Origin of the sequence: Pseudidiomarina aestuarii (assembly GCF_003987355.1) — a bacterium.
Taxonomy (GTDB): domain Bacteria; phylum Pseudomonadota; class Gammaproteobacteria; order Enterobacterales; family Alteromonadaceae; genus Pseudidiomarina; species Pseudidiomarina aestuarii.
Genome location: NZ_PIPR01000001.1, coordinates 1,651,053 through 1,674,857 on the forward strand (window position 1 = coordinate 1,651,053; position 23,805 = coordinate 1,674,857).

Genomic DNA, 23,805 nt, shown 5'->3' on the forward strand with positions numbered 1-23,805 from the left:
TGTCGAGACTGTCCAAATTTTCTTCACATTCTCACGACGACTCCCCAACTAAGATGCTCGAGAATCTTAATCGGGAGACCTTTAATGAAAAATGTAATCTTATTTTTAATCGGAATAGCATTGATACTGGGCAGTTGTTGCCTTAGCAGTGCCATGGCACAAACCGTCAGCAAAGAATCCAGTGGTAAACGCGTACTCATGCTGATTTCGAGCAACGGAACCGAACAGGCGCCAGAACTCAGTTATGATCTTGAAGAGCTCGCCCAAGCCTATTTGGTGCTGTACGACAATGGTATTCGGATCGATATCATGAGCCCCAAAGGTGGCGCGGTGTTGGTGAAGAATAACAAAGACGACTTAGCATATATTCAACGATTCAAAAAGCTCGCTTTGAAGCAACTCGGGAATACTCTAGCACCGACAGATGTAGATCTCAGCGATTACCATGCCGTCTTTGTTATTGGTGGCTCAGGCGCAATGATTGACCTGCCTGCAGATGACGCAACGCAAGCACTACTCAGCTCAGCGGTCAATGGAGATATGACTATTGTCGCGGTCTGTCACGGTCCGGCTGCGCTGGTAAATCTGCAAAACGAAGACGGTTCGTGGTTCGTCGGAGGAAAGCGTATGAATAGCTTCACCAATACCGAAGAACATGCGTTTTCAGCCGAGCATATCGAACACTTCCCATTCTTACTCGAAGATAAATTAAGAGAACGTGGTGCTATCTTCGTCAATAATGCACCAATGTTGCCTTATGTTTCTATAGATGGAAATCTAATCACCGCGCAAAATCCCGGCTCTGTCGCCAAAGCAGCTGAAGCCACAGTGTTAGCTCTTGGCTTGCCACTGCAAGAGCGTCAACCGTTCTCTGATGAAGCGACCATGGCATTGATTTCAGCGGCTCGCGAAACGGGTTCGACAATGCTCGATCTTGCGCTTGCTCGTGAGGCCGACAGCTACGATATGAATTATCTCGCACTCTACGGTTTTTATGCCTATCGCCTAGCTGATGAGCAAAATAAAGCGCGCGAGTTGGAGCTCATGCATACTATTCGCAAGTACTTCTCGCATCCGGAGTACGACACGCAGCTCATTCTTAACTTACTTGAGCAAGGTCAGCGCGAACAGGCACTCGGTATTTTCGAAGAGTTTAAAGTTAAGTTTGCGGGGCATTCGAACCTTAGCAAACTTGAAGCACTGTTCTGACTTCGAGCTGCCCCTGCTTTTATTCGCCAGCGCTGGCATTGAAACTGCCAGCGAGCACTCCACCATCGATCATGATCTCTGAGGCATTTATATAGTTAGCCTCGTCAGAGGCAAGCAAAACGCAGACGGCAGCCACTTCGCTCACTTCACCAAAGCGATGCATTGGGCAATCGGCGACAATTTTTTTAATGTTCTTTTCGCGCTGAGGGCCCTCTCCAAGCATGGGGTCCCAGATCGGAGTCAGGATAGCGGCTGGATGAATTGAGTTGCAGCGGATGGGCAAGCCTTCTTGGGCACAATATAAAGCTACGGTTTTGGTGTGGTTGCGAATGGCGGCTTTCGATGAGGCATATGCGGCAGCGCCCGGTATGCCGACAAGACCGGAGCGTGATGACATGTTGACGATGCTGCCTGCACTTTGGGTTCGACGCATGAGCTGGATAGCGTGCTTGCAACCTAAAAAGGTGCCGTCTAAGTTTACTGCATGTACATGGTGCCAATCTTCCAATGAGACGTGTTCGGGATCGTGAGGGCCTGTTGCTGCTTCTAGGCCCGTAATGCCAGCATTATTAAATAAGCCATTTAAGCGACCGAATTTACTCTCGACCCAACGCATTATGTCCTGCCATTGGTTTTCTTCTCTCACATCTAATTCAAGAGCATAGGCACGATCACCTAATTCTTTCGCCACTGCGTTGACTTCATCGACTAAAATGTCGGTCAAAATGACAATTGCACCTTCCTCATGATAAGCACGCGCTACACCCTCACCAATACCGCGAGCAGCGCCCGTAATGATTATAATTTTATCGTTAAGTCTGCCCATCGAGGTTCATTCCGCTTTAGTTCGTATTATTTAATTATACTAGCCAAACAAACTGCTAAATGCTTATACCACAGGCTTCCTAATTCGTGAGGAGCATTAAGACCATTCATTTTTGCATGATTCCGCAACACGATCCCTCTAATGGCTCAAATCATAAGTTTTAAGGGTTTTGATGGCTGCATCAACCAATGTCTCATCGTCCGATTGCCGTATCACTCGTTCAAGAAATGCGTTCGCCGGTGCTCTTTCGTTCTCACCAGCAATTTTGAGCAAAAGTTTTGCGTATTCAAGATTATCACTGGTCAGTAGTTGGTGTTCTGCAAGAACAAAACGGAGTGCAGCCACTGCTGCCTCTCGGTTCATTCCATCTTGGTCAGCAAACTGAGCAACCAAAAAGCACGAATCAAGCCACTTCTTGCGGTCAAACCAATCCACTTCAGGAGCTGACTTACAGGCAACTAAAAAGTGCTGTTGCGCTTTATCAATGTTACCTAATGTCCAGTAAAACTGAGCGACTCGTTCATTAATAAAAAAGTCATCGGGATAGCTCGCGATTGCTTCTGCAGCCACACTAGCCCCCCACTCAAAATCATCGGTATTTTGGGCCAAATTAAGTTGCGCGATACGCCCCCACTTATCGTCATTAACGACAATGTCAGCAGTTAATTTTCTTTGCGCAGCTATGTCACCTTCTTGGCCAAATGCTGACGCTCGCAGCACTTTATATCTGGGCAAAGCGGAGTCTGCAGCCCCAGCACGGAACTTCGCTTGAAGTGCCTTATTGTAATAGGTCCTTTTACGAAAAATATTAACTTGGTGTGCAATACTTCGCCAAGCCTCTGCGGCAAATGCATGAGTTCGGGCTTCGTCTGCGTACTTAACTTCGTAAGCGCTAAGCCGTTCAATTCCAGTATCGCTATCGTCAGTATATATATGGAATAGAACCGCGAGCTCATTACATTTAGGAGACGCCGCGCAACCTGGATTTTGGATCAAGCTTTTAGCAGTATTCGTCTCACCCTCAAGTAGGGCCTCCCCGGCTTCTTTATAACTACTTGCCGCTGCGGATTGAGACATAGAAACATATAGCAAACCTAACCAGCACAATGGAATAGCAAACCTCATCTACGCACCTCGTATAATTCGTTCCTTGGGTGCGTCTATACTTGGTTGGCTCGGTCTGTTGCTCAAGAAAAGTATGATGAAAAGAGACGATGTCGTGATCAACGTGCGAATTCAGCGGCTGAGACGTTCCGCCAAAAAGTCGTAGACGAAGCGTATACGTTGGTTATGCCGCAACTCAGAATGACACACAAGCCACGTGCTGTAGTCGTAAACGGAGTGATCTTTTGGGAATAGACAATTGAGTTCAGGAACTTTTTTGCCAAGTTTGGTCGGCAACAATGCAAAACCAAGACCTAGTTTGGCTAATTCGATGTGACTGAGCTGGAAGTCGCTCAAGCACACGTAATTAATTCGCTCTTTCGCAATGCCGCCATCGACCAAAATTTTTGTCAAATAATCGGTCTCGAGAAAGCCAATTATAGGCAAGGTTGACGCTGCGTTATCTCGTTCCGAATGGATAGCGCATAACTCTGGTGTGCCAAATAGATTCACTTTTGCATCACCAAGCTTCCGAATGATTAAGTTTTCTTCAGTTGGCCTAAAATTTCGAATAGCGATATCGGCGTTTCGGTGAATGAGATCGGCGCTATCGTTGGAAACCTCTAACTTAACCTGGAGTGTCTGCTCAAGCTGTTTTAATTCATTAATTAATGCCGGCATGGTGAAGCAGGCATCAACTTGACTGACGGCCACAGTAACGGTTCCCGCTAAGGATTCGGTGGCCCCTTTGGCTACCAATATCACATTATTGGCAACCTGTTCCATTCCCTGCAACGCCTCAAGAATACGCTCCCCCTGCGGGGTGAGGAACAGACTATTCTTACTACGCTCGAATAGCACCACACCTAGGCTTTCTTCCAGTGCGGCAACGCGCCGCCCCACCGTAGGTTGACTTGTGCGCAATAACTTAGCAGCAGCGGTTAATGACCCTGTTTCAGCCGTCACTAAAAAAGCTTTTGCATCGTCCCAGTCGAAGTCCACTCTAATTCTCTGTCACCAAAAATGAATTTCAGTATACATTTTTGTATAGCCAGCAAACAATGAAAAAAGAAGAACCTCTGTTTGGCTAGTGGTATTTTGCAATTCACCAAACAAATTAAGTGCCATGTGCAACCATTAACATGAACAAAAAATATACAGCCGCGCTCTTCTGGGACAAGTTAGCAGCCAAGTATGCTAAAAAGCCTGTGCCTGATGAAGCCGTGTATCAGCGCAAAATTCAACTTACGCAACATTACCTATCTGCCAGCGACGTGGTACTCGAGTTTGGTTGCGGCACTGGTAGCACTGCAATTCTACACGCGCCAAAAGTCGAGCGCATTGACGCAACGGATATCTCCCCCAGGATGATTACTATCGCAAAAGAGCGCGCGCAAGCCGCCAATATTTCAAATGTCTCGTTTAAGGTAGGTGAATTAGAGGACTTTAAATTTAAACCCGATAGCTATGACGCTGTTTTGGGTCTCAATATCATGCATTTGATACATAGCCCCGCAGATACTCTCAATGAGGTTTATCGGGTTTTAAAAGCAGATGGGATATTTATATCTAGCACCCCACTTTTAAAAAATGAATCTATTTTTGTTCGTTGGATCATTAAAATGATGCAAGCCCTTGGTCGTGCTCCCCATATTAATTTTTTAACTAAAGACGACTATTTAAAACGAGTCACCGATGCTGGCTTTGAGCTAGTTCAGGCTTGGATGCCTGACAAAGCCAGCGTCTTTTTAATCGCACGAAAAGCTGTAATTAAAATTTAATTACCCGATTATAAAGAGGAACAAGTGAAACCTTACTTATACATGGTCGGATACGGACTATCCCAAACAATTGTCTGGATTTTAGTGTCCTATCTCAGTCAATCCGTTGCGGTGACAGTCATGTTCCTCGCTCGCAACTTGGTGGGCTTTTTGCTTACTTTTCTATTTTCGGCTAACAAGGCTCTACCGTTGGCCTCATTTAAACGATGGAAGGCACATTTTTTCCGTGCGAGTGCAACTCTTCTTGGCGGTTTAAGTATTTTTTATTCAGTTACCAAAATTCCTGTTGCCGACTCAGTTGCGATTACGTTCTTGGCGCCGATTTTTGGTACAGTTTTGAGCATTTTCTATCTTGGAGAAAAGCTAACAAAAGCAACTCTATTCAAATTAGTGGTTGGCTTTATTGGTGTTTTTATTATTACGGGCTTTAGTGCTGAGGGCGACGCGATTGGCTATGCCGCGGCATTATTTGGCGCCTTTATGACTGCCGTAGCATACGTTTCGGTAAAAAGTTTGTCGGACACCGAGTCGCCACAAACGATTTTGTACGTTTCTTACCTTGTGATGGTCCCTATCTCTGCCCTGCTGGCAATTGATGGCTGGGTTACCCCGACGAACACACAGCTACTTTGGCTACTAGCTATCGGTACAGCATTCTATTTGGCCCAAATTTTTATGGCGAAAGCGTTCTCCCTAGCTCCCGCAGCGAAGGTCCTTCCTGTCGACTACTCGAGGATTATCTTTTCAAGCGTTTTAGGGTTCGTTTTTTTAAACCAATCGATGACCCTGAGTACATACATCGGTGCTGCTGTCATCTTACTAACTGCCACATTACGAGAAAAAGATATTGAAAAACTATCGTATCGCCGTATTTTCAAGCGCCCCTAATGCTGGCAATCATTGTCTTGTTTTCTTAGTAAGCAAAGAACTCACTAAGCGCGAGATGCAATCGGCAGCTGCAGAAAACGGGCTTTCTGAAACAGCGTTTATTCACTTATTGGGTAACAAGGCAACCCTGCGGATTTTTTCGCCTTTATGCGAGATGCAATCGTGTTTACACGCGACTCTCGCGGCTTGCTACGTCATGCATCACGAAGGGCTCAATTGTGAATTGCATTTTGGAGGTGGCATTTTAAAACCTCAATATGTCAATGATGAGTTAGCTCTACGCATCCCTTTGCTCCCAAAAGCAGCCATCGAGCAAACGACCGCACTCGTTTTACGCAAACACTTTATAAACGCCTCGTCGCTATGGCCTGTAGCAACAGCCAGTCAAAAGTTACGTTTGATGATCGAATACGCCGATGAACGGTCTATCAGAGCGATTCAAGCTTCTTCTTTCACGGATATCGCCGACGCTTTTCCTGATATTGAATCATTCTTTGCCTATGCCGCAACCGATCTACCCAATGCCTTTATTGGGCGAATGTTTGCACCACAACTTGGCATCAGCGAAGACCCAGTGAATGGCAATTCATGCATTGCACTCGCCTCAATACTATCGGTACAAACTGATGACTTAGGCGTTCTAATGGTACGCCAAGCGCAGCAATGCAGTGTCGAAATGACCATCGAAAACAATAACGCTCTGGTTACAGCCAACTGTTGCTTCGCCGAGCTTGAAAGCCGAGGCCTGTAAAATGAACAATAAATTTAGTTTTTTAATGTATTCCGTGGCTCTATTTGCGTTAAGCATCCTATCCAGTCCAAGTGCCGCCGAGGAAAAGCCCACCGATGAACCCTTTCATTACTCAGTAAATCTTCCGCAGTCGTATAACGACTCTAATCGCAGCTACCCTGTAATTTTTCTTGTCGATAGCGGCCCTTTCTATAAAGGCGATTACTTCAATGAAGCCGTTGAAGCAATTCGGCGACTTGAAGAATTTCATGAATTCCCACAAACGATTATTGTGGATGTCGAAGTTAAACAGCTCTGGCGCCACGTCACACGTGACCGAAACATGCTAAGCGAGTGGCTCAGTTCTGAACTAGCTCCGCTTATTGCGAAGCAATACCGAACTCTCAAGCGTAATAGTATTGTCGGTTTTTCGTATACGGCAGGCGGACTAATGAACTCTCTCGCACTTCGCGAAAGTCCTTTCACCACCATTATTAGTTTGTCACCGGTTTTTGATTCCATCAGCGATATACCTGAGGAATTAGCAAACGACAATATGTTACGTCAACATTTCGTGGTGTTTGGCAATGAGAGTCACCGACTTATGCAATTCTACAAACCGCTACTGGATTCTCAGAGCAACGCCGACTTATCCATCATTTCTCTACCACAAGAAAACCACCAATCAGCTCTCATTCCGGGATTGCGTGCGGCCCTTTTACAAGCACACTCAGATTACCAGCTACCCAGCTACAAACAGTTCACGCAACGCGATTATAAAGTTCAAGACTTAATGGAGATCCTAAAGCAGCGGACCATCGACTATGGCGCGGCACCCGAGTCATCTTTGCTTTCAGAGCTAACACTCGCAGCAGCCGAAACCTACACTCAGTTGGGCAAGTTTGAATTAGCTGAGCAACACTGGCGCTTCACAGAATCCGAGCATAAATCTTACTTCATGACGCAGATAATTGCAGAGTTCGAACGCAATAATCAAACAGAGTGGGCTGCGCGGGCAAAATCCTTAAGTCAAAGGCTAGATCTTTAGAATTCGCACAATTGAAAATGGAAAAAAATGACTTTCAAAAAAAATTTCAGGACTCTTTGGGTCGTACTGACATATATGATCACCTGCCCGAGTTCTTGGGCCATAGAAATCGAAATCGACGGTGAACTATTCGAAGTTAATCGCATTAACCAACATGTAGTTATTGCCAGCCAAGCGTTTGGTACAACGCGAATTAACTTCGGTATAGTGGTCGGTTCCGATGAAGTGGTGTTGATCTCATCCATGATGCGGCGCAATGCTCAGTCTGTAGAAGAGCTGGTGCGGCACGTCAGCGGCAAACCAATTACCAAAGTTTTAGTTATTGATTCGGATCCTTTCCACCATCATGGCAGCTCCTATTTTCGAGACCGAGGCGCTACGATTATTGGTCATGAAAACCTCACTACGCAGGGAGTAACGATAGATATTAGCTTCTCAGAGGAGCTTCTTATCGATGCTGGCACAGAGACCATTCGCATGACCCATTCAGCGGCCCACACGCTCGATCACGCCTTCATTACTTTAGAAAAAAGTAACGTCGTTTTCGCTGGGGATGCTCTACGTAACGACTGGCTTATTTATGCTGGTCCCAACGGCTGGCCGGCGCACATTTCTGCCTTGCGCGAGATAGCTTTTGAGCAAGCAGACTCAACAATCTTTGTTCCAAGTAATAGAGGACAAAAGGTCAGCACTTCCGCTGCTGAACTCAACAAAATCATTGGCATCTATGAAGGCTTCAGCGAGTTGTCTCAGAAACTCGCTCACGAGGGTTTATCTGCTAACGCGATCGCTGACCATCAGGACATCAAATCTCTGTTGCAAGGACTGGAGCGCTACGACGAGTTCGTAACTTATACCATCCACCATGTTGAAGACGTATTCAGAAGCGGCTTATAACTTAGTCAAACCAGAGAGCTTGGCTGCTAAAAGCCAAGCTCCTAGTTTTCAACCTATCGACTTTTTGAAACATTCGCCAAGCGCAATAAATCGATTCCTTTGCTGATTTCAAAATCGATCATGGCAACTAAAGCATGGGTAAGAACTGTTAAACTTTTAACGCGGTGTTCAGAGTTTAACAACTCGCCTCTAGCCAACTCGTAGCCCTTTGCTTCATAGATCATCAACACGTCAATCGCACGCTCTTCCTCGGTTCGAGGACGATGTTTCGGGGTATAGCCAAGCTCTTCTACCACTAACTCAGCGACTTTCCAGACCGACCAGGGGTTCTGGCCTGTTATAAGCTTTCCGTCTTGGGCCACATTTTCAAGATAGCGTGCACCCTCGATAAAGTTGGCACCTCTCTCTTCCAGCATGTCTTCTAAGAGAAACGGAAAGACTTCACTCGCATTTGGAATAATGAATAACTCTTCTTCATTGGTAAACCCACTAACATCTTTGCCAGACAACAAGTAACCTCCATCGTCTAACCGTGCATTTAAAAGTGCGGCGGGGCCATGACATACTGCGCTCACGACACGGTCACTTTCGTACATTGTTTTGACGATTCTTTGTATGTCAGTATTTTCTGGGAAGTCAAACATGGTGCCTTTGCCGCCAACGAAATAGACCGCCTGGTAATCAGTTGCATCAATATCGGCCAAGGCAAGAGAGTTTCTTAATTTGTGCTGAGAATCAGGGTCATTCAAGAATGCATAGTCATAGATGTCCATATCGTCATTATCCATGACCGCAGGAGGGTTTCCCCCGACAGGGCTTGCGATATCAACCTCAAATCCATTCGCCGTAAACACCCAGTAGGCTCGAGCCAGTTCGGTGAACTCAAAGCCGGCTTCTATCTCATCGTTTGCCTCTCCAACATTGGTCACCACCGCGAGTATTTTTCCTCGATACTCTGGTCGTTCCGAATTGAGGTAATCAAGCTCGCTTTTTTGCGTGCTCTTTACTGATTCAATATGCGCTTTGTCCGGCACGAAACCTTTGATCCAGCTTTGTAACCCCAAAAAGCTAGCGAATAAGACACTAATGATAACGATTAGACTGACGATCAACTTTTTGATCATAGATACTCTCCTACTAAATAAAGCAGGAGAGTAACCTCAATGAAGTAAAAAAATAGTGAAACGCTAAGGTGTTGAGAAACCAGGGATCGGTTGAAGCACAACGACGTGACATTGCTTATCGCGAATACAAAGCTTTAGCTCACCTGGGGTGTTTGCCGTATCTAACCAACGAGATGTGCTGATCTCGCTGGTAGCAATGTCATTCATACTTTCGATGACATCACCAACTGCAATAGGCGAACCTTCAGTGGGAAAACCGTTGGCAACGTTTCTGACAATAAAGCTTCCGTCGATTTGCTCTCTTAATTCAAGGCCCGAAAGATTAAAGCGACTTGAGAAAGGTTGCTCGGAATAGGGCGTAAAGCTAATGGTTTGATTTAGATAATCAATGCTAACTCGATAATGCGCAAACAGTGCGCTCCCGATAACATTCAGATCATCCTCGTCTTCAGCAACAATGAGGTTCGTTTTGACGCCCTCAAGTTCAAGGTCGCCGATACTTAACTTAGGAAGACGAAACCGCTGATGCGCCGCTTTACCACTCAAACCAAAGTCTGCAGCTTCCACCAATGGCGAAGGCAACTGAATCTCTCGGTTCTCGACATAAGCAGTGTTTATCTTCAAATAGTGACGGCTACCCGTATCGATTTTGACATCGATTTCGTTCTGTTTCTGGTCGCCAAAATCAAGCGTAACCGGAATACTGATCTTTCGAGAGCCAGTTTCGAATCCAAGAACTGTCGATTCTGGGCTTTGGACTAACGGAACATTTGAAATGGTGACTTGCTCCGCCTGATAATCGAAAACCCATGCAAAATGTTGCAAGAAATCGTTACCGATGACTCCGTCAAAAATCATTTCTTGGCCAGAAAGGAAATATTGACTTTGGCTTACTGGGACCACGGCAAAACTAAAATTCTTAACGCTTACGGGGCCAATATTTACCTCGGCAACCTCGGTTTTGTATCCCACCGAAGATTCATCATTACCCCAACCAAAAACTGGCAATTCATAATCGCGCTCGAAGGCCATGTTTCGGACTTTTTCTGTGTCAAATAACATGGAGAACGAAAGTCCGGTATCAATGTGCATAAGGAACTGCGTTTCACCATCAATCGATATCAGCACATGAGGTTTTACGCCTATGTACTTGGTGTCGAACGCATATTGCTGCTGTTCTCCCTGCCACACAGGTTGAATATCGTCATTTTCTGCACGCATTTTAAAGACGTTAACTAAACTACAGCCCGACAGCTGGAGTAGCAAAATCACTGCAAATATCTTCTTCATAACTGTTACTCAAATAATCGAAGGAAACCAATAATGAAGTCTATTGCTAAAGAGGTAAAAAACAGGTGAAGTCAAAAAACGGGAGAAGGTGTTAGATTGACCAGTAAAAAGTAATCGAGAACTTATGCGAAACCAAAGAACAGTCACATTTCCACTCTTGCGCTGCGGCAATGCGCTCGACCAAGTAGAGACCTTGCCCTATCCCCTCACTCGTCTTGCCTTTGCTCTGACGCGACAACGGAGTCTCTGGTACGGAGTCTGCTGAATTGCTAAATCGCCAATAACTTTGCGTAGCTTCTATGCTGATCTCGGGACTTTGCGCATAGTTGACAGCATTGCTTATCAAGTTTCGGATCAAAACAATGCATAAAGCCTTATGCGCAGTGATTTTTAGATCATAGGGAACGTCAATTCTAAAGTCGAAGCGTTCAAGTTGCTCCTCACTAAGCGTGTTCATCAATGTCTCTTCAATCAACGCCCGTAAATAAAAGGTTTGCTTCTCGACCACTTCAGCTCTTGCCAAGGCCATCAAGGAATCGACACAGGTGCTCACGTAGTTAATTTGCTTTTCCTGCTCCGACAGTTCATCGGGCGTTAACGGCCGACGCTGCTGAAGTGTCAGATAGTTTTTAATTACTGCTATCGGCGTACGGAGCTCATGGCCTGCATCGCGAGTAAAGTCACTCTCACGTGTAAGAGCGCCCTGTAAAGAAGAAAGTGTTCTTTGGAATGACCTTGCCAAGTTTCCTATTTCGTCCTGCCGCTCAACCTCCAGCGAAGACGAGATTGCCTCTGGCTGAGTCGTCACTAGTTCAGATAAATGAATCAGTGGCCTAGTGATTTTGCGCGTTAATCCGTAGGCTATTGCAAAGGCGATAGTTAGTGAAGCTACCAGTAGCAGGAATAATAGTAGCGACACCTCGTTCAGGATTGAAGGAAGCGCAAGCCAAGACGTCGCATTAAGAAAGACATAAGCCGTCATATCCTCAGACAGAGTCAACGTCTTAATGTGCCAATGTCGCTGTTGCTTGTCGGTGACCTCCTGATCTGCAGACGATGCAGAAGCCAATAGTTCCTGATACTCCAATGGCATTGGTTGATTCGACGTGAATACCGCAACGTGGGAAAGTCTTGGCGTCAAACTCAGCCCGTCTTTATAACGCTCTCGTAAATAATCAACTTCATCATTGAGCACGTTTTCAATAACTTTATCTTCTGTGGCGAAGCTCACAACGAAAGCAATACCAGCGAACATCACCGATATAAAGCAGCTAAAAGCTAGCAATAGGACAAATACCTTACGCCGAATGCTACGCTTCATCAGCCGCTCCCAAATCCAGTCGATAACCTAAGCTTGTCACAGTTTTCAACATTGGATAATCAAAACCTTTGTCGAGAATGTGCCGTAATTGATAAATATGCGACTTCAGCGCATCAGTTTCAGGGGGCTCATCACCCCATATTCGATGGATCAGTAAAGCCCGACTCGCGGGCTGAGGATACGCTTCAACTAAGGTTTCCAGTATTTGGAATGGGATTTGTCCAAGATGAAGGAGGCGACCATTTCGATGAGCGACGCGCGCTACACTATCCAGCGTAAGCGGCCCGACTTTCAGGACTTTTGGCTGATATAACTGATGCCGCCGACACAGTGATTGGCATCTCAGCAACAGTTCATGTAAGTCGAAAGGCTTGGTTAAATAATCGTCTGCACCAGACGTAAAGCCCTCGGTTTTATCAGCAATCGCATCCCGCGCTGTGAGCATAAGAATCGGTATGTAGATAGCTGACTTTTCCCTGATTGATTTAGTCACCTCAAAGCCATTCGAGTCGGGTAGCATGACATCCACAATAACTAAGTCATACGTTTCATTTAAAGCAAGTTGCGTGCCATGCCGAGCCGTCATCGCATAGTCCACAACTACACCGTTATCCCCAAGAAATTCGGAAACTTGGCGAGCTAAGACTGCATTATCTTCGATAAGCAAAACTTTCATTTCAGCTTCCCTCGGCTCATACACTTACCTCAGCACTTCGAACCAGCCTCTTCAATAAAGCTATCTAACTCCTTGATGCTGCGAATGATATGAACAGACTTATCTGAATATTCTGTTTTCAATCGATGTTCGAAGTCGTTATTCCAGAATTTCGGACTCATTTTAAGGGCCTTATAACTGGCAATAGTTCCTTTAATAACGGAGCTTTCATCAGGCCAACCTTCTGGCTTCACAAAGAGTCCCTTTAAAAGTCGTTTCGTAACCAACCAGTAGCTCACCGGATAAGGTAAGTTTAGGTAAATCAGAGTATCGGCAGCTTTTAGACGCTCTGTAAATGCGCTTATCGGACCCAGCCCATCGAGTATCCAATTATCGGATGAAAGTATCTTTTTATGTTTTTCATCAAATGTCTCACGATCTACGAACTCACCATTACTTTTGTAGACAATAGAGTCCAGCTGGTAGAGTGCGATGCCAGTGCTCGCTGATAATATTTTACTGAATGTCGACTTCCCACTTCCTGGCTTACCGAAAACCGCTATTTTTTTCATCGTGACTCGCTTTCATTGAATTTTTTTGCCAATACCGCAACACGCTGCCCTAAATAGTTGGCGGTAGATTTATCTGTTTCATGCACGCCCTCGCCATTGACGTGCGCGACCACGCCAAGCTGACTACCTAGGCGGTTAACGTTTTGCTTGGTGTAGCCATGCGCTGCGTCAATACTGACCCACAACATGCCCTGCTGACAGGCCAGTGTAAACATATAGTGTAAGGCGCCTGATTGATCACCGTTCGGGGCACTGCCGCAGGTAAATCCTGCCGCGAGCTTATTTGCCCATAACTGCTCGCACCACAATTCACTGGTCGCATCCGCAAACGCTTTAAATTGACTGGCGACACCCCCCATGTATGTTGGTGAGCCAAAAATAATTGCGTCGCACGTACCCAATTGTGTCAGGACATCCTGTTCGACAAACCGACCATCAACGAGCTTCTTTTTGTCGATGCGAAAACGCATAACTTCAACGTCATCAACAGCAAGAGCGCCTTGCTCAATTTGCTGCGCTAACGTTTCAGTTGCTCCGGTTGCACTAAAATAGATGATGCCCAATTTAATCATGATATTTTCCTATCTCTTGCAACATACCATTCGCATGCTCCAAGGCCACTAACGATGGAAAAAAAACAAATGACTGCGTAAATCATATGTACTCCGATACTCCACATAATACCCGTTAGAAGAAGCAAACCAATTCCAACCAGCAAACGATACTTTTTGGCTAATAAACGCCATGCTGCGAACATTGTGGCGATATAAATAAGCACAAAGACGCCATTTGTGGCCGTAATCAAAACCTCCAAATCAAGTCTGGTAACAAAGGTAAGAACGAGCATTACAGCGATGATGGATAAAATAAAAGTGATGGCCCAGGTCGGCATAGTGTGCTTATTTTTTCTGCCCAACGCAGCAGGAAGGACTCCTTGCTCCGCAAAACTTGCGAGCAAACGCGATAGGCTCGCAAGATAGACGTTAACCGTAGCCAAGCCACCGGCTACACCAAGTATGCCGATAAGCGCTGCTCCTGCTTTGCCCAACTTTAATTCGGCAATTCCCATTATCGCGACTTCAGCTACGCTCGGATAAAGTAATAACAGAACGGTTGTCGCCACATAGATACCACCTACCAGTAGGCAGCCGTATACCATTGCCGGCATGACATCTCGCTGGGGCCTGCGAAAGTCCTCAACAAGATGGGTAATCGCCTCGAGTCCAAGGAAACTCCAGAAGGCAATTCCCACCCCTTTTAATAGAGGCCCCAGCTCGGGAATAGTCGGATGCCAGGGCGCACTCACTGTTGCGTTTGGTACCAAGATTAGAGCTAGAATCAGCGCAACCACAGTTAAGGTAATACCAAGTTGCACAACGGCGGATAACTTTAACCCGCGTCGATTAATCAGGAACAAACCTAGCAGCGTAACTAGCTCACATATCAATAGCGAAGGTCCAGTGATCCCAGTTAAGCCAGTAAAGAAAGCAAAAGTGAGCAACATGGCTGCAGGTGCCCCAAAAGGCACCACACAAATAAACAAGAGCCCTAAACTACGACCTAATCGCGTCCCAAAAGCCTTTTCGACGTAATGCGCAGGACCTCCAGCGTGAGGAAAGCTCGCGGCAAGTTTACCCATCACCAATGCTATAGGAATAATCATCATGGTCAGGAGCAGCCAAACTGTCGCACTGTCGTTGCCCGAACTGGCAACTGTTAGCTGTGGCAAAATAAAAACACCGGTACCCAATAAGGTTGTGGCAACCAGTCCTGCGCCTTGCCAACGAGAAATTTTACTGCTCATGCTCTTATTCTTCCGTTAAGTACGCTACAAACGCTTTAACCACTTTACTCGACGCAAGCTCAGGACGAACAGCAAGCTGCAATGCAACGGTACGCATGTGGCCATTATCAAGCTTCAACTCAACGACCTCAGAGTTGTCTTTCTGTTCTAGAAACCATAGCGGAAGCCAAGCAAAACCAACCTTGTGCACAACCCCCTGCCAAGTCTGTTGGAAATGACTCACGGTCATGCGACTCACGGAACCAAGCCAGCCAGAGTTAACATTACTGCGTAAGCCAGCATCTCGAATGACCAATTGCCGATGCTGTTCTAGCTCAGTTAGAGAGTGCGTTTTACCATCAACCAAAGGGTGTTCTTCATGGGCAACTGCGCAGAGGTCAACTGTCGTCGCCAGATGCGACACATAACCTTTCGGGATCGAGCTCGCAATACCAACATCAACAGTGCCGTCGTCAAGTAACTCGCCGCAGCGCGATAGTGCGGTTTCATGGAGCTGAACATTTAGTTCAGGGAAGTCACCGGCTAGTCGAGCCAGGGCTCTCCATAGTTGCGGTTGAGGAAATAGGATATCCACGGCCAGATTGAAGGTGGTGCGAATTTCCGTGTGCTGAGAGATAGCGTCGTGTTCAAGAGCGTCGGCGTGACTTACCAACGTACGCGCCGCCGCCAGCAGGCTTTCGCCATAAGGAGTAAGTACTGCTTTTCGCCCGACCACCTCAAACAGGGGTTTGCCTACCGTTTGCTCGAGCTTTTTGATGCTATGACTTATCGTTGACTGCGTTTTATAAAGCGCATCTCCAGCTTGTGCAAAGCCACCATTATCGACGACAGCAATAAACATACGCCACTGTTCTAGGGATATACGATGCATTACTTTCTCCAAAAGGTTATCGAACCTGTTTCCTCAAAGCCCAAACGTCGGTAGAGATTGAGCCCCATCTCCGAGGCCTGTAAAGTCATGACTTCTGCGCCCTGCTGTTGCGCCCACTTGATGCAATGCAGCATCACTTCAGTCGCGTAACCTTTACCTCTGAAAGCGCTAGGCACAGCCACTTGGAATACACCTATGGTTTTGCCCTGCCGATAAAGGAGCACGGTCGCCACCCGTTCGCCATGCACTCGTAAAAAACCTAATTTCACGCCATCTTCTTGAGCGGCGCGTTGCAAAGGAGCAACTTCCATAGGATAACCAAAACCATCACTGCACATTTGCTTGAAGGCGCCAATCCCAGCCTCGTCATGACTATCGAGTAATTCCAGATCGGTTCCCTCAGCAATAGCTTGGTGTTCCTGCGGGATTAGTAAATGCATAAAGGTTAGACTGACGTCTGCTTGCAGCCCTTCCAGGCCACTTTCCGGCGCGGATATCAATACTAGCTGCTGCTTTGAGTTTAGCTCGTTTTGTCGCAAACTCAGCAGTGTCTGTTGCGTATCCAGCGACTCATGCCATACCCGATGCGGCCAACTCGTCGAAAACCATAAACCGTTCTGTGCCTTCGCACCATAACAACGCCAAAGATCGAGCAAGTTCATGTAGTTTTTCTTAAGGTACGTCTTCATTTGATTACCTATTTAATAAGACTAGGCCAACGACCATTGCACTTAACCCGATTAATTTAGTTTGGTTTAACGCCACTTGCGGTAAACCAAACCAACCAAAGTGACTCGCGACTACCGCCAGAACGAGTTGTCCAGTAAGTGCATAGGACATCATTGCCCCTACGCCCATTTTGGGGATCAAAAAGTAGAACAGACCGACACCGGTGGCGCTCATAATCCCGCCTAACCATAGATACCAAGGCACCGCACGAACATCACTCCAGTTCGGCCATTGACTAGTAAAGCTAATGAGCGCAAGACCGCTGACCAAAACACTCAAGGCAAATGCAACCACGGTGGCCATCAAAGAGTTCTTCAACAAAACACCTAGCTGACTGTTGATTCCCGCTTGCAGTGCAATGAGTGCGCCAGCGAAAAACGCCATTAGCAATAACATGTCCTAGATCTCCAAACTAAAATCGTTAATCGGTAGGCGCACTTTACGTTCAGCGCTGCTCACATCAGTGTCCGCGCGCTCACCTAAAGCGCAAATTACCGCACTTCGGAGCCCCAGCTCTGCAAGGCCTAACACCTCGTCAAAGCCCTGATTTTCAAAGCCAGCCATCGGGCAAGCATCGACTTGCTTCAGTGCAGCAGTCGTTAATAAGTTGCCCAGTGCAATATGCACTTGATTTTCGGCCCACTGCTGAAGTTGCTCAGCAGACATTGACAACATCACGTCTTTTACGTGTTGCGTGAAACCAGCCAATGCTCCTGCCTCAAGACCGCGCTCGCGCTCTACATGAGCAAAATGTTGTTCAATAAAATCCGCATCAATCGTTGTATTCACCGTTAGGATAAACAGATGAGAACAGTCGCGAACTTTAGTTTGACCCATCGCATAAGGTAATAGCTCGTTTTTGATTTCTGGTGACTTAACCACCAGCAGCTTATAGGGTTGCAGACCATAAGCAGAGGGGCTTAATCGGGTCGCTTCGACAAGTTCAGCTATGGTTTCGTCCGATAATTGCTTATCGCTAAATTCACGCACGGCGTAACGCCAGTTCAATGCTTCTAAAATAGCCATGATTTAATCCTCGTTAGTCTCTGTGGTCGACGTTTTGAATGGGAAGGCAAGCGGTCGCAGCGGTGCTGCATCTGCGCCACGTAACTTCAATGAGCCACCGACAAAAGCGAACTCATAAACTTCCGCTGCGGCAAGTTCTTCCAGATTCACTAGCTCCATAATAGGCACCCCTACTTGGGTCAACAGGTACGTGTGAACCGGCACATAGTTGCCTTCGACCTCTGATGGAAACGCCTCAAAACTGAGATTATCGGCACCGATGATCATCGCCTCACCCTCTTCAGCTAAATACGTCGCTGCTGCCATACCTAAACCCGGTGAATTGGCCATGAATTGCGCTGCTTGCTCGTAATTATGCATGCGTCCAGTGCGCAATAAAACGACATCACCCGGCTGCAATTTCACCTGCTGCTGTTCAAGAGCTTGCTCAATATCTGCAACAGTTACTCGATAGTTATCGGGCAGCATGTCGAGACCTTTTGCTTTAGGTAGGTCAATGAGCACCCCACGCGCGACTAATGGCGGAATGGTTTCCGCACCACTACGTTGCCAGCCCTTGTCGCCAAGGTATTCATCAGCGCTGAAATGGTTGTAGATTTCACCATCCAAGCCAAAGTGACTGAAAGCATCAATATGCGTTCCGGTGTGCGTATACATAGACACGGCGCTACCAGAGTAGCTGACATGCTGGTTGATCTGTTCGCCCATACCGAGCACGTTATCAACCACAGCACCACGCGGGGTATGGGTCATCCAGAATTGATAGTGTGGATCGCCAGCGGCTTGCCAGCTCGGCATGCCGACAAAATATTCGACAGACAGGTCGTAAACGTTTCGGGCATCAATGTTAGCCATGACTGCTGCTTGGCTCTCCGGCGTCATCATATTGAGACGACCGATTTCGTCATTTTCGCCCCATGGACTGGTGCCCACATACTGTTGTGCTGGTGTCGCTTGCATAGCGACAGCAAGTAATGCGCTTAATAGAATATTCATGATTCCTCCTCCACATGTTGGCGTTCAACATGCGTAGCAATGAGTTGTTCAAGTTGATCGAGTGAAAGCGTTTGCGAAACAACTTTCGTGCCATCAATAACTAATGAGGGAATGGTGCGGATACCAAAGTTCTCAGCACGCAATTTGTCGTGCATGACAGCTTTTTTGACTTCTGGCGAATACAAAGTCGCCAACAATTCGGGGTAAGTAAATCCATGGGCTTTGGCAATGTCGTTAAGCACTTTAACGTCAGCTATATTACGCGCTTCATACAAATGCGCACGTTGCACCACATCAAAAAAGTCCCAGTGCGCTTGTTGGCCACCCAACTTTTCAATCGCTTTTGCGTAAAGCGCCGCTAAATAACCGGTCGGATAATTAAAGGGGGCAGCACGCATACGCTCAATATTGATCAGTTCTGGGTGTTCAGCGTAGCGCTGACATTGCTCCCAATGTTGCAAGATTTCTCGCTTGGCTTGCGCCAGCGAGCCAAAACGTGCAATCATTTCTAGTTGATTGCTCTGCAGCACGAAAGCGCGATGCACAACCTTCACTGGGTATTTCGCAGCGATTTTGCGTAACCGCGGTGACAGCAAGTAACACCATCCACACACCGCATCATGAAAAAACTCTATCGTAGTCACAGCTAACCTCATTCAGTATTTTGACCGGTATAAGGTTAGTGCTTTGTGGACAAAGAAAAAAATGATTAAAGTCGATATCAAACAACGAAAAAAAGCATGTGTTTACATTTTTGAGCCCAGCACTAAAAGAGGTTGCGGCTCGACGAGCAAGCGTTCGATGAGTGCTCGGTACTTGGGCGCCTGCGCCACTAACGCATCAACAAAATCGAGTGAGCTGGCAGGTGGCTGCGGATAACGGTGCTTTTTGACAACTTCGGCAAGCGCGGCCAGTATTGGCTCATCACCGATTCCCGCGCGCAGCTGCGCAAAAACTAAGGTCGCACGCGAATACCTATCATGTGGGCTTTCCGCACTAACTAGGCTAACCATCGGTTGGTTATTCAAATTCTCAGCATGGGTATAGCGCTCGCGCTCATAATCGACAAGTGCTTGCATGGCATCTATGCCATAGTGGCGCTCCAACATAGCGAGCTCAACATACTTGGCCATCGATTCAATAAGGAACGAGTTGTCCTCTTTCACGCCGTTTCCCAGCATGTGGCCAAACCATTGGTGTGCGGTCTCGTGCACGGCGCGGCGATACGCATGACTGAACGGCTGACCATCATCTTGTCGCGCACGAAAACCAATACGACTACCAATGAGAACGAGCTGCGGTAGCGCATAACCAGAAGGCCCCAAATCCGGCGTTTCGATAAGGGTCAGCGTTTTCCCTGGAAAACTTCCCATCGGCTTAGCAAGGAACGCTGTGGTGTGTTCCATCGCTGCAAGCGTCATAGCGACGTTGCCACGGTGTTGGGGTATGTGCGCAACTTGCAAGATCTGGTCATCGAACGACTGCTTGCTAATTTCTGCTCGCGTTGCGATAAAGGCTTGTACTCGGCGCACTGGTTCTTGCGTGGTGTACTTTCGATACAAGCGCTCACCCTCTTGCCATTCAGCGACCAGTTCGCCCTGACTAAAGGTTTGATAGCCCTGCGGGGCGCTCATCAATGTCGTCAATTGCGACCAATCATAGCGATCTTTGCTAGCATCACGCGCTCGCAGTTTTGCCTCAGTCGACAACTCGATGTGTGGCGGTAAGCCATAGTCACGCCGAAAATCATTATTGGCGATTTCTCGAATAGGTAAATAGCCGATCTCAGGGAAGTATGGAATAGCTCGCAAATATACGAACTCGGAGGTCACTATTTTATGGTTCGGTAAAGCTTGATAGCCGCTTTGTTGTAGCTGCAAAGAAAAGCGCAAAGTTGTTCGTTGCCCAGGTGCCAGCGCGGCCTCTAATTTAAAAACATATTGCCCTTGTTCTTGGTCGTAGGTCATCTGACTTGGCGCCAACAGTTCCAGCTCTTGTAACGGAGAACGCCAATTTTCTCCAACAAGAATCGTATCAAGTGGTTCGTCGTGCAGATTTAATAAGGTATAGCTGCCACTGACCAACACACGGCGTTGTTGGGGGTAAACATCTACCTTGGTGTTGACGTGCTCAATGCTGGGCATTGGCATGCCCGCGAACGACTTGTAATTGCGCTCATAATCAGCGAGTAGCTGCAGCAACTCAGCCGAGGCCAACATCTTACCGTCTTTTTCCAGCTCACGGTCAATGGAGTACCCTTTTAAGCTGATGAGCGTTAGAAGCATTGCCATCACGGCTAGTGACACCCAACGCTGCTTGGACGCAGGAGGAACATTTCGCATTAACACCAAAGCCACCAAGGAAACACTTACCAATAACCAAAACATGCTAAACGCCCAAAATCCAGTCTCGTTCGCCGCATAACCCAGCACCATGTCTGCACTGCTGAGCGGAGTAGTAAATAACCCAAATAACGGGTATGTAAGTCCCAACAACGTCGGTAACGGCGTAAACTCGAAGAGTAAAATCAACAGGCTAAGGCCAAGCGCAATTACCCGCTGCTGAATCACCCCTAAGATCGCAAGAAACGTGATGCCCTTCAGCGCCAAAGGTATACCTGCGAACACAATAAAATACCCGTATTCAAACCACTGTATAGAGCTGCCTTGCATTACTTGGCTGATAACTGCAGCTGCAATCGTTAAAACCAAGAAGTAACCTAAAACTGTAAAGAGAATCACCAGACGACTCACAAATCGCACTATCTCCGATACCGGCAGTGCTTCGCTGACAAGGGCAAAATTGTACTGGTGATCGCGCCAAGTAAGTGTGTAACTCACGTAAAGCATGACTACCGAACCGAACAAAGGCACCAAGTCCCACATAATTCGATTGATGGCATCGATACTTAAACCATGCAAGGTCGCACCAACTTCGGCAAAATCCAGCGCAGGATACACTTCAGCAAACAGAATCATGATCCATAGCAAGCCGAGAAATAAAGCGCCTGGATGCAACAGTAATTGGCCGCAATTGAAGCGCACTATTGTCATGAATTGCTTGGTAATATACGGTGTAGTCGCCACAAAACCGAGCTTCGATGATCCCCTTTTTACCGGCTTCAATTGCGCTTTGTCACTACCTCTTGCAGTCGCTTTTTGAGGCGCCGAAGGCGACAGGCTTGCCGTGCGTAACGCTAAAACCACAAAAATTCCGGCAAGCGTAAAAATGAATACTCGATTCAGTAACAACACCTGCCAGTCAATGTCTTTCTCGAACAACGCAGTCAGACCAAACCAATCAAGATAGCTCCAAACCGCTTTGAAGATAGCATCGGGAGCTTGCGCACCGGCCATTAGCGGAGAACCACTGGCACTCGACAACGCCATATAGGCCACAAACACGATAAGCGCTAATAGATAAATAACGATAGCCGGCGCTGCCAGATTTGTTGAAAACCAATACATGGCAAGAAATAGCACAAGCGCAGGCATCGCTAGTACTAGGAGCAATCCTTGCATATGAAGGAATACGTGCACTAACTCCATCAATGACGGTAGCACTTGAGCTTGCATAAGAATACCGCCGAACAATCCACACACGGCGATAAAACAAAGCGCGTAAATCGATAGCACAAGTCCGACAACGACTGTGCCTTGCAGCTTCACTCGCTCGACGGGCAGAGCTTGGGTCAGCTCGGTCATACCGCTCGATTGGTCACGATAGAGCACTGCGACGCCCAGTATTGCCGTCACCCATGGGAGCGCCATCATACTCAACGCTCCGGTCACTTGCTGCAGGTGGAAGCGCTGAAACAATTCTACTTGGGAGGCGCTAATTCCATGCCCGACAAAGTAACCGAACAAAGGCGCGATTAACAGCAAGACGAGAAAGAGCGGCTGTCGCCATTGCAAGTACAGTTCTGAGCTAAGAATCTGACGAGACATTAGCACTCTCCCCATTCAATACCATTTAAATGGAGAAAGTAGCGGTCTTGTAAGCATGGTTTAACTGGTGTCATCGCTGGGTGCGGCTGCGACTCAGCGAACACACGATAGACTTGCCGACCATAATACAAGTTCTCAGTCAAAACATGAGCGTCAGCAGGCAGCTGTTCGATATCGATAGCACCTTGCCAAACCTTACCATCCAGCGATTTAAACAACGAATCAGTGGAACCACTGGCAACAACCTCACCTGCAATCAAGATATAGGTATTGGCACAAAGGTGTTCAATATCTTCAACGATATGGGTAGAGAGTAATAACAATCTGGTTTTCGCTACTTCATGTAGCACTTTATGCAGCCGCAACCGTTCGGCAGGATCCAGCCCTGATGTAGGTTCATCTAATATCAACACTTGCGGATTACCCAGTAGCGCTTGGGCGATCCCAAAACGCTGCAACATACCACCGGAAAAATGACGCACCTGACGTTCAGCGACTTTTGTTAGATTGGTAAGCTCCAGCAAGCTCTCAATTTGTGCTTGGCGTTGCTCCGTGTCATTAAGCCCTTTGAGGATTGCAATGTGCTCAAGCAATGCGCGGCACGAAATGTGTGGATACACACCAAAATGCTGCGGTAGATACCCCAGTTGACTGCGCAAAAATAATGGATTGGAACGCACACATACACCGTTCATTGTAATTAAGCCGCTATCAGCGTCTTGCAGCGTGGCAATCGTTCGCATCAAGCTTGATTTACCTGCACCATTAGGGCCCAGCAAGCCTACCATGCCGGTGCCTAGCTCCATAGAAATCTGCTTTAAAGCTTGGGTTCCGTCAGCGTAGGTTTTCGAGATTGAGTCAAGTTGTAACATAGTCGCTCCTATCTGTTGGGCAAGAGACTAGAGCGCAACCTGGTGTGATGAAAGTAAAGGGTGTTGAAGGTACTGGATTTCATGACAACGGTGCCTTTCGTCATTAAAATTGAAG

General features: G+C 47.0%; 24 protein-coding genes. 6 read left to right on the forward strand and 18 right to left on the reverse strand.

All coding sequences use genetic code 11. From position 1 onward, the window contains the following. The first annotated feature begins 84 nt into the window (after window positions 1–84). Complete coding sequence (locus CWE22_RS07530) at window positions 85–1,209, forward strand: type 1 glutamine amidotransferase domain-containing protein (RefSeq protein WP_169930708.1); 1,125 nt, start codon at window positions 85–87, stop codon at window positions 1,207–1,209. 19 nt (window positions 1,210–1,228) lie between these two features. Here the strand turns inward: CWE22_RS07530 and CWE22_RS07535 are convergent, their stop codons facing one another. From CWE22_RS07535 to CWE22_RS07545, 3 genes are all read right to left on the reverse strand, one after another. Further along, window positions 1,229–2,035 (reverse strand): SDR family oxidoreductase, encoded by an 807-nt coding sequence (locus tag CWE22_RS07535; protein ID WP_169930709.1) that lies wholly within the window; start codon window positions 2,033–2,035, stop codon window positions 1,229–1,231. 138 nt (window positions 2,036–2,173) lie between these two features. Beyond that, complete coding sequence (locus tag CWE22_RS07540; protein WP_169930710.1) at window positions 2,174–3,160, reverse strand: Get4 family protein; 987 nt, start codon at window positions 3,158–3,160, stop codon at window positions 2,174–2,176. 111 nt (window positions 3,161–3,271) lie between these two features. After that, window positions 3,272–4,141 (reverse strand): LysR family transcriptional regulator, encoded by an 870-nt coding sequence (locus CWE22_RS07545; protein WP_169930711.1) that lies wholly within the window; start codon window positions 4,139–4,141, stop codon window positions 3,272–3,274. Between the two features lie 140 nt (window positions 4,142–4,281). Between CWE22_RS07545 and CWE22_RS07550 the strand changes: the two genes are divergently transcribed. Genes CWE22_RS07550 through CWE22_RS07570 form a run of 5 tightly spaced genes read left to right on the forward strand, consistent with a single transcriptional unit; the run spans window position 4,282 to window position 8,483 of the window. Further along, a complete protein-coding gene (locus CWE22_RS07550) occupies window positions 4,282–4,920 on the forward strand; it encodes a class I SAM-dependent methyltransferase (protein WP_169930712.1) in 639 nt (212 codons plus the stop codon). 24 nt (window positions 4,921–4,944) lie between these two features. Beyond that, window positions 4,945–5,808 carry a DMT family transporter gene (locus CWE22_RS07555; protein WP_169930713.1) on the forward strand — a complete coding sequence of 288 codons (864 nt, stop codon included), beginning with the start codon at window positions 4,945–4,947 and terminating at the stop codon, window positions 5,806–5,808. Beyond that, window positions 5,768–6,559 carry a PhzF family phenazine biosynthesis protein gene (locus tag CWE22_RS07560; RefSeq protein WP_169930714.1) on the forward strand — a complete coding sequence of 264 codons (792 nt, stop codon included), beginning with the start codon at window positions 5,768–5,770 and terminating at the stop codon, window positions 6,557–6,559. The genes CWE22_RS07555 and CWE22_RS07560 overlap by 41 nt, the downstream gene beginning before the upstream one ends. 1 nt (window position 6,560) lies before the next feature. After that, the gene (locus CWE22_RS07565; RefSeq protein WP_169930715.1) at window positions 6,561–7,586 is read left to right on the forward strand and encodes an alpha/beta hydrolase-fold protein; all 1,026 of its coding nucleotides are present in this window, start codon (window positions 6,561–6,563) and stop codon (window positions 7,584–7,586) included. 27 nt (window positions 7,587–7,613) lie between these two features. Next, window positions 7,614–8,483, forward strand: coding sequence for an MBL fold metallo-hydrolase (locus tag CWE22_RS07570; RefSeq protein WP_169930716.1), 870 nt, complete (start codon window positions 7,614–7,616; stop codon window positions 8,481–8,483). Window positions 8,484–8,536: 53 nt separating this feature from the next. Here the strand turns inward: CWE22_RS07570 and CWE22_RS07575 are convergent, their stop codons facing one another. From CWE22_RS07575 to CWE22_RS07645, 15 genes are all read right to left on the reverse strand, one after another. Further along, complete coding sequence (locus tag CWE22_RS07575; protein ID WP_169930717.1) at window positions 8,537–9,607, reverse strand: type 1 glutamine amidotransferase domain-containing protein; 1,071 nt, start codon at window positions 9,605–9,607, stop codon at window positions 8,537–8,539. A gap of 63 nt (window positions 9,608–9,670) precedes the next feature. Next, window positions 9,671–10,897 carry an aspartyl protease family protein gene (locus CWE22_RS07580; protein WP_169930718.1) on the reverse strand — a complete coding sequence of 409 codons (1,227 nt, stop codon included), beginning with the start codon at window positions 10,895–10,897 and terminating at the stop codon, window positions 9,671–9,673. Between the two features lie 91 nt (window positions 10,898–10,988). Continuing rightward, entirely contained in the window at window positions 10,989–12,218 is a 1,230-nt protein-coding gene (locus CWE22_RS07585; RefSeq protein WP_169930719.1) for a sensor histidine kinase, read from the reverse strand. Continuing rightward, window positions 12,208–12,894 carry a response regulator transcription factor gene (locus tag CWE22_RS07590; RefSeq protein WP_169930720.1) on the reverse strand — a complete coding sequence of 229 codons (687 nt, stop codon included), beginning with the start codon at window positions 12,892–12,894 and terminating at the stop codon, window positions 12,208–12,210. Before CWE22_RS07590 ends, CWE22_RS07585 begins: the two co-directional genes overlap by 11 nt. A gap of 29 nt (window positions 12,895–12,923) precedes the next feature. Continuing rightward, window positions 12,924–13,445, reverse strand: a complete 522-nt coding sequence (locus tag CWE22_RS07595) for a P-loop NTPase family protein (protein ID WP_169930721.1) — start codon at window positions 13,443–13,445, stop codon at window positions 12,924–12,926. Continuing rightward, window positions 13,442–14,017 carry a flavodoxin family protein gene (locus CWE22_RS07600; protein ID WP_169930722.1) on the reverse strand — a complete coding sequence of 192 codons (576 nt, stop codon included), beginning with the start codon at window positions 14,015–14,017 and terminating at the stop codon, window positions 13,442–13,444. Before CWE22_RS07600 ends, CWE22_RS07595 begins: the two co-directional genes overlap by 4 nt. Then, window positions 14,014–15,249 carry an L-methionine/branched-chain amino acid transporter gene (gene yjeH / locus CWE22_RS07605; protein ID WP_169930723.1) on the reverse strand — a complete coding sequence of 412 codons (1,236 nt, stop codon included), beginning with the start codon at window positions 15,247–15,249 and terminating at the stop codon, window positions 14,014–14,016. Before yjeH ends, CWE22_RS07600 begins: the two co-directional genes overlap by 4 nt. Before the next feature lie 4 nt (window positions 15,250–15,253). Continuing rightward, on the reverse strand, window positions 15,254–16,120 hold the full coding sequence (locus CWE22_RS07610) for a LysR family transcriptional regulator (protein ID WP_169930724.1): 867 nt from the start codon (window positions 16,118–16,120) through the stop codon (window positions 15,254–15,256). Beyond that, entirely contained in the window at window positions 16,120–16,809 is a 690-nt protein-coding gene (locus CWE22_RS07615; protein WP_169930725.1) for a GNAT family N-acetyltransferase, read from the reverse strand. Before CWE22_RS07615 ends, CWE22_RS07610 begins: the two co-directional genes overlap by 1 nt. Before the next feature lie 4 nt (window positions 16,810–16,813). Continuing rightward, window positions 16,814–17,245 carry a DMT family transporter gene (locus CWE22_RS07620; protein WP_169930726.1) on the reverse strand — a complete coding sequence of 144 codons (432 nt, stop codon included), beginning with the start codon at window positions 17,243–17,245 and terminating at the stop codon, window positions 16,814–16,816. Window positions 17,246–17,248: 3 nt separating this feature from the next. Further along, window positions 17,249–17,875 (reverse strand): NAD(P)H-dependent oxidoreductase, encoded by a 627-nt coding sequence (locus tag CWE22_RS07625; RefSeq protein WP_169930727.1) that lies wholly within the window; start codon window positions 17,873–17,875, stop codon window positions 17,249–17,251. A 3-nt stretch (window positions 17,876–17,878) separates the two neighbouring features. After that, the gene (locus tag CWE22_RS07630; RefSeq protein WP_169930728.1) at window positions 17,879–18,871 is read right to left on the reverse strand and encodes a cyclase family protein; all 993 of its coding nucleotides are present in this window, start codon (window positions 18,869–18,871) and stop codon (window positions 17,879–17,881) included. Beyond that, window positions 18,868–19,515 (reverse strand): DsbA family oxidoreductase, encoded by a 648-nt coding sequence (locus tag CWE22_RS07635; RefSeq protein WP_244595979.1) that lies wholly within the window; start codon window positions 19,513–19,515, stop codon window positions 18,868–18,870. The genes CWE22_RS07630 and CWE22_RS07635 overlap by 4 nt, the downstream gene beginning before the upstream one ends. A 102-nt stretch (window positions 19,516–19,617) precedes the next feature. Beyond that, window positions 19,618–22,818: a M1 family aminopeptidase gene (locus tag CWE22_RS07640; protein WP_169930730.1), complete on the reverse strand. Its 3,201-nt coding sequence runs from the start codon at window positions 22,816–22,818 to the stop codon at window positions 19,618–19,620. Then, the gene (locus tag CWE22_RS07645; RefSeq protein WP_169930731.1) at window positions 22,818–23,690 is read right to left on the reverse strand and encodes an ATP-binding cassette domain-containing protein; all 873 of its coding nucleotides are present in this window, start codon (window positions 23,688–23,690) and stop codon (window positions 22,818–22,820) included. The genes CWE22_RS07640 and CWE22_RS07645 overlap by 1 nt, the downstream gene beginning before the upstream one ends. Window positions 23,691–23,805 lie beyond the last annotated feature (115 nt).

Excerpts from the sequence above, each read along its gene's own strand:
- CWE22_RS07530 (WP_169930708.1), top strand. The coding sequence starts at position 85 with ATGAAAAATGTAATCTTATTTTTAATCGGAATAGCATTGATACTGGGC.
- CWE22_RS07535 (WP_169930709.1), bottom strand. The coding sequence starts at position 2,035 with ATGGGCAGACTTAACGATAAAATTATAATCATTACGGGCGCTGCTCGC.
- CWE22_RS07540 (WP_169930710.1), bottom strand. The coding sequence starts at position 3,160 with ATGAGGTTTGCTATTCCATTGTGCTGGTTAGGTTTGCTATATGTTTCT.
- CWE22_RS07550 (WP_169930712.1), top strand. The coding sequence starts at position 4,282 with ATGAACAAAAAATATACAGCCGCGCTCTTCTGGGACAAGTTAGCAGCC.
- CWE22_RS07565 (WP_169930715.1), top strand. The coding sequence starts at position 6,561 with ATGAACAATAAATTTAGTTTTTTAATGTATTCCGTGGCTCTATTTGCG.
- CWE22_RS07570 (WP_169930716.1), top strand. The coding sequence starts at position 7,614 with ATGACTTTCAAAAAAAATTTCAGGACTCTTTGGGTCGTACTGACATAT.
- CWE22_RS07575 (WP_169930717.1), bottom strand. The coding sequence starts at position 9,607 with ATGATCAAAAAGTTGATCGTCAGTCTAATCGTTATCATTAGTGTCTTA.
- CWE22_RS07580 (WP_169930718.1), bottom strand. The coding sequence starts at position 10,897 with ATGAAGAAGATATTTGCAGTGATTTTGCTACTCCAGCTGTCGGGCTGT.
- CWE22_RS07585 (WP_169930719.1), bottom strand. The coding sequence starts at position 12,218 with ATGAAGCGTAGCATTCGGCGTAAGGTATTTGTCCTATTGCTAGCTTTT.
- CWE22_RS07590 (WP_169930720.1), bottom strand. The coding sequence starts at position 12,894 with ATGAAAGTTTTGCTTATCGAAGATAATGCAGTCTTAGCTCGCCAAGTT.
- CWE22_RS07595 (WP_169930721.1), bottom strand. The coding sequence starts at position 13,445 with ATGAAAAAAATAGCGGTTTTCGGTAAGCCAGGAAGTGGGAAGTCGACA.
- CWE22_RS07600 (WP_169930722.1), bottom strand. The coding sequence starts at position 14,017 with ATGATTAAATTGGGCATCATCTATTTTAGTGCAACCGGAGCAACTGAA.
- yjeH (WP_169930723.1), bottom strand. The coding sequence starts at position 15,249 with ATGAGCAGTAAAATTTCTCGTTGGCAAGGCGCAGGACTGGTTGCCACA.
- CWE22_RS07610 (WP_169930724.1), bottom strand. The coding sequence starts at position 16,120 with ATGCATCGTATATCCCTAGAACAGTGGCGTATGTTTATTGCTGTCGTC.
- CWE22_RS07615 (WP_169930725.1), bottom strand. The coding sequence starts at position 16,809 with ATGAAGACGTACCTTAAGAAAAACTACATGAACTTGCTCGATCTTTGG.
- CWE22_RS07620 (WP_169930726.1), bottom strand. The coding sequence starts at position 17,245 with ATGTTATTGCTAATGGCGTTTTTCGCTGGCGCACTCATTGCACTGCAA.
- CWE22_RS07625 (WP_169930727.1), bottom strand. The coding sequence starts at position 17,875 with ATGGCTATTTTAGAAGCATTGAACTGGCGTTACGCCGTGCGTGAATTT.
- CWE22_RS07630 (WP_169930728.1), bottom strand. The coding sequence starts at position 18,871 with ATGAATATTCTATTAAGCGCATTACTTGCTGTCGCTATGCAAGCGACA.
- CWE22_RS07640 (WP_169930730.1), bottom strand. The coding sequence starts at position 22,818 with ATGTCTCGTCAGATTCTTAGCTCAGAACTGTACTTGCAATGGCGACAG.
- CWE22_RS07645 (WP_169930731.1), bottom strand. The coding sequence starts at position 23,690 with ATGTTACAACTTGACTCAATCTCGAAAACCTACGCTGACGGAACCCAA.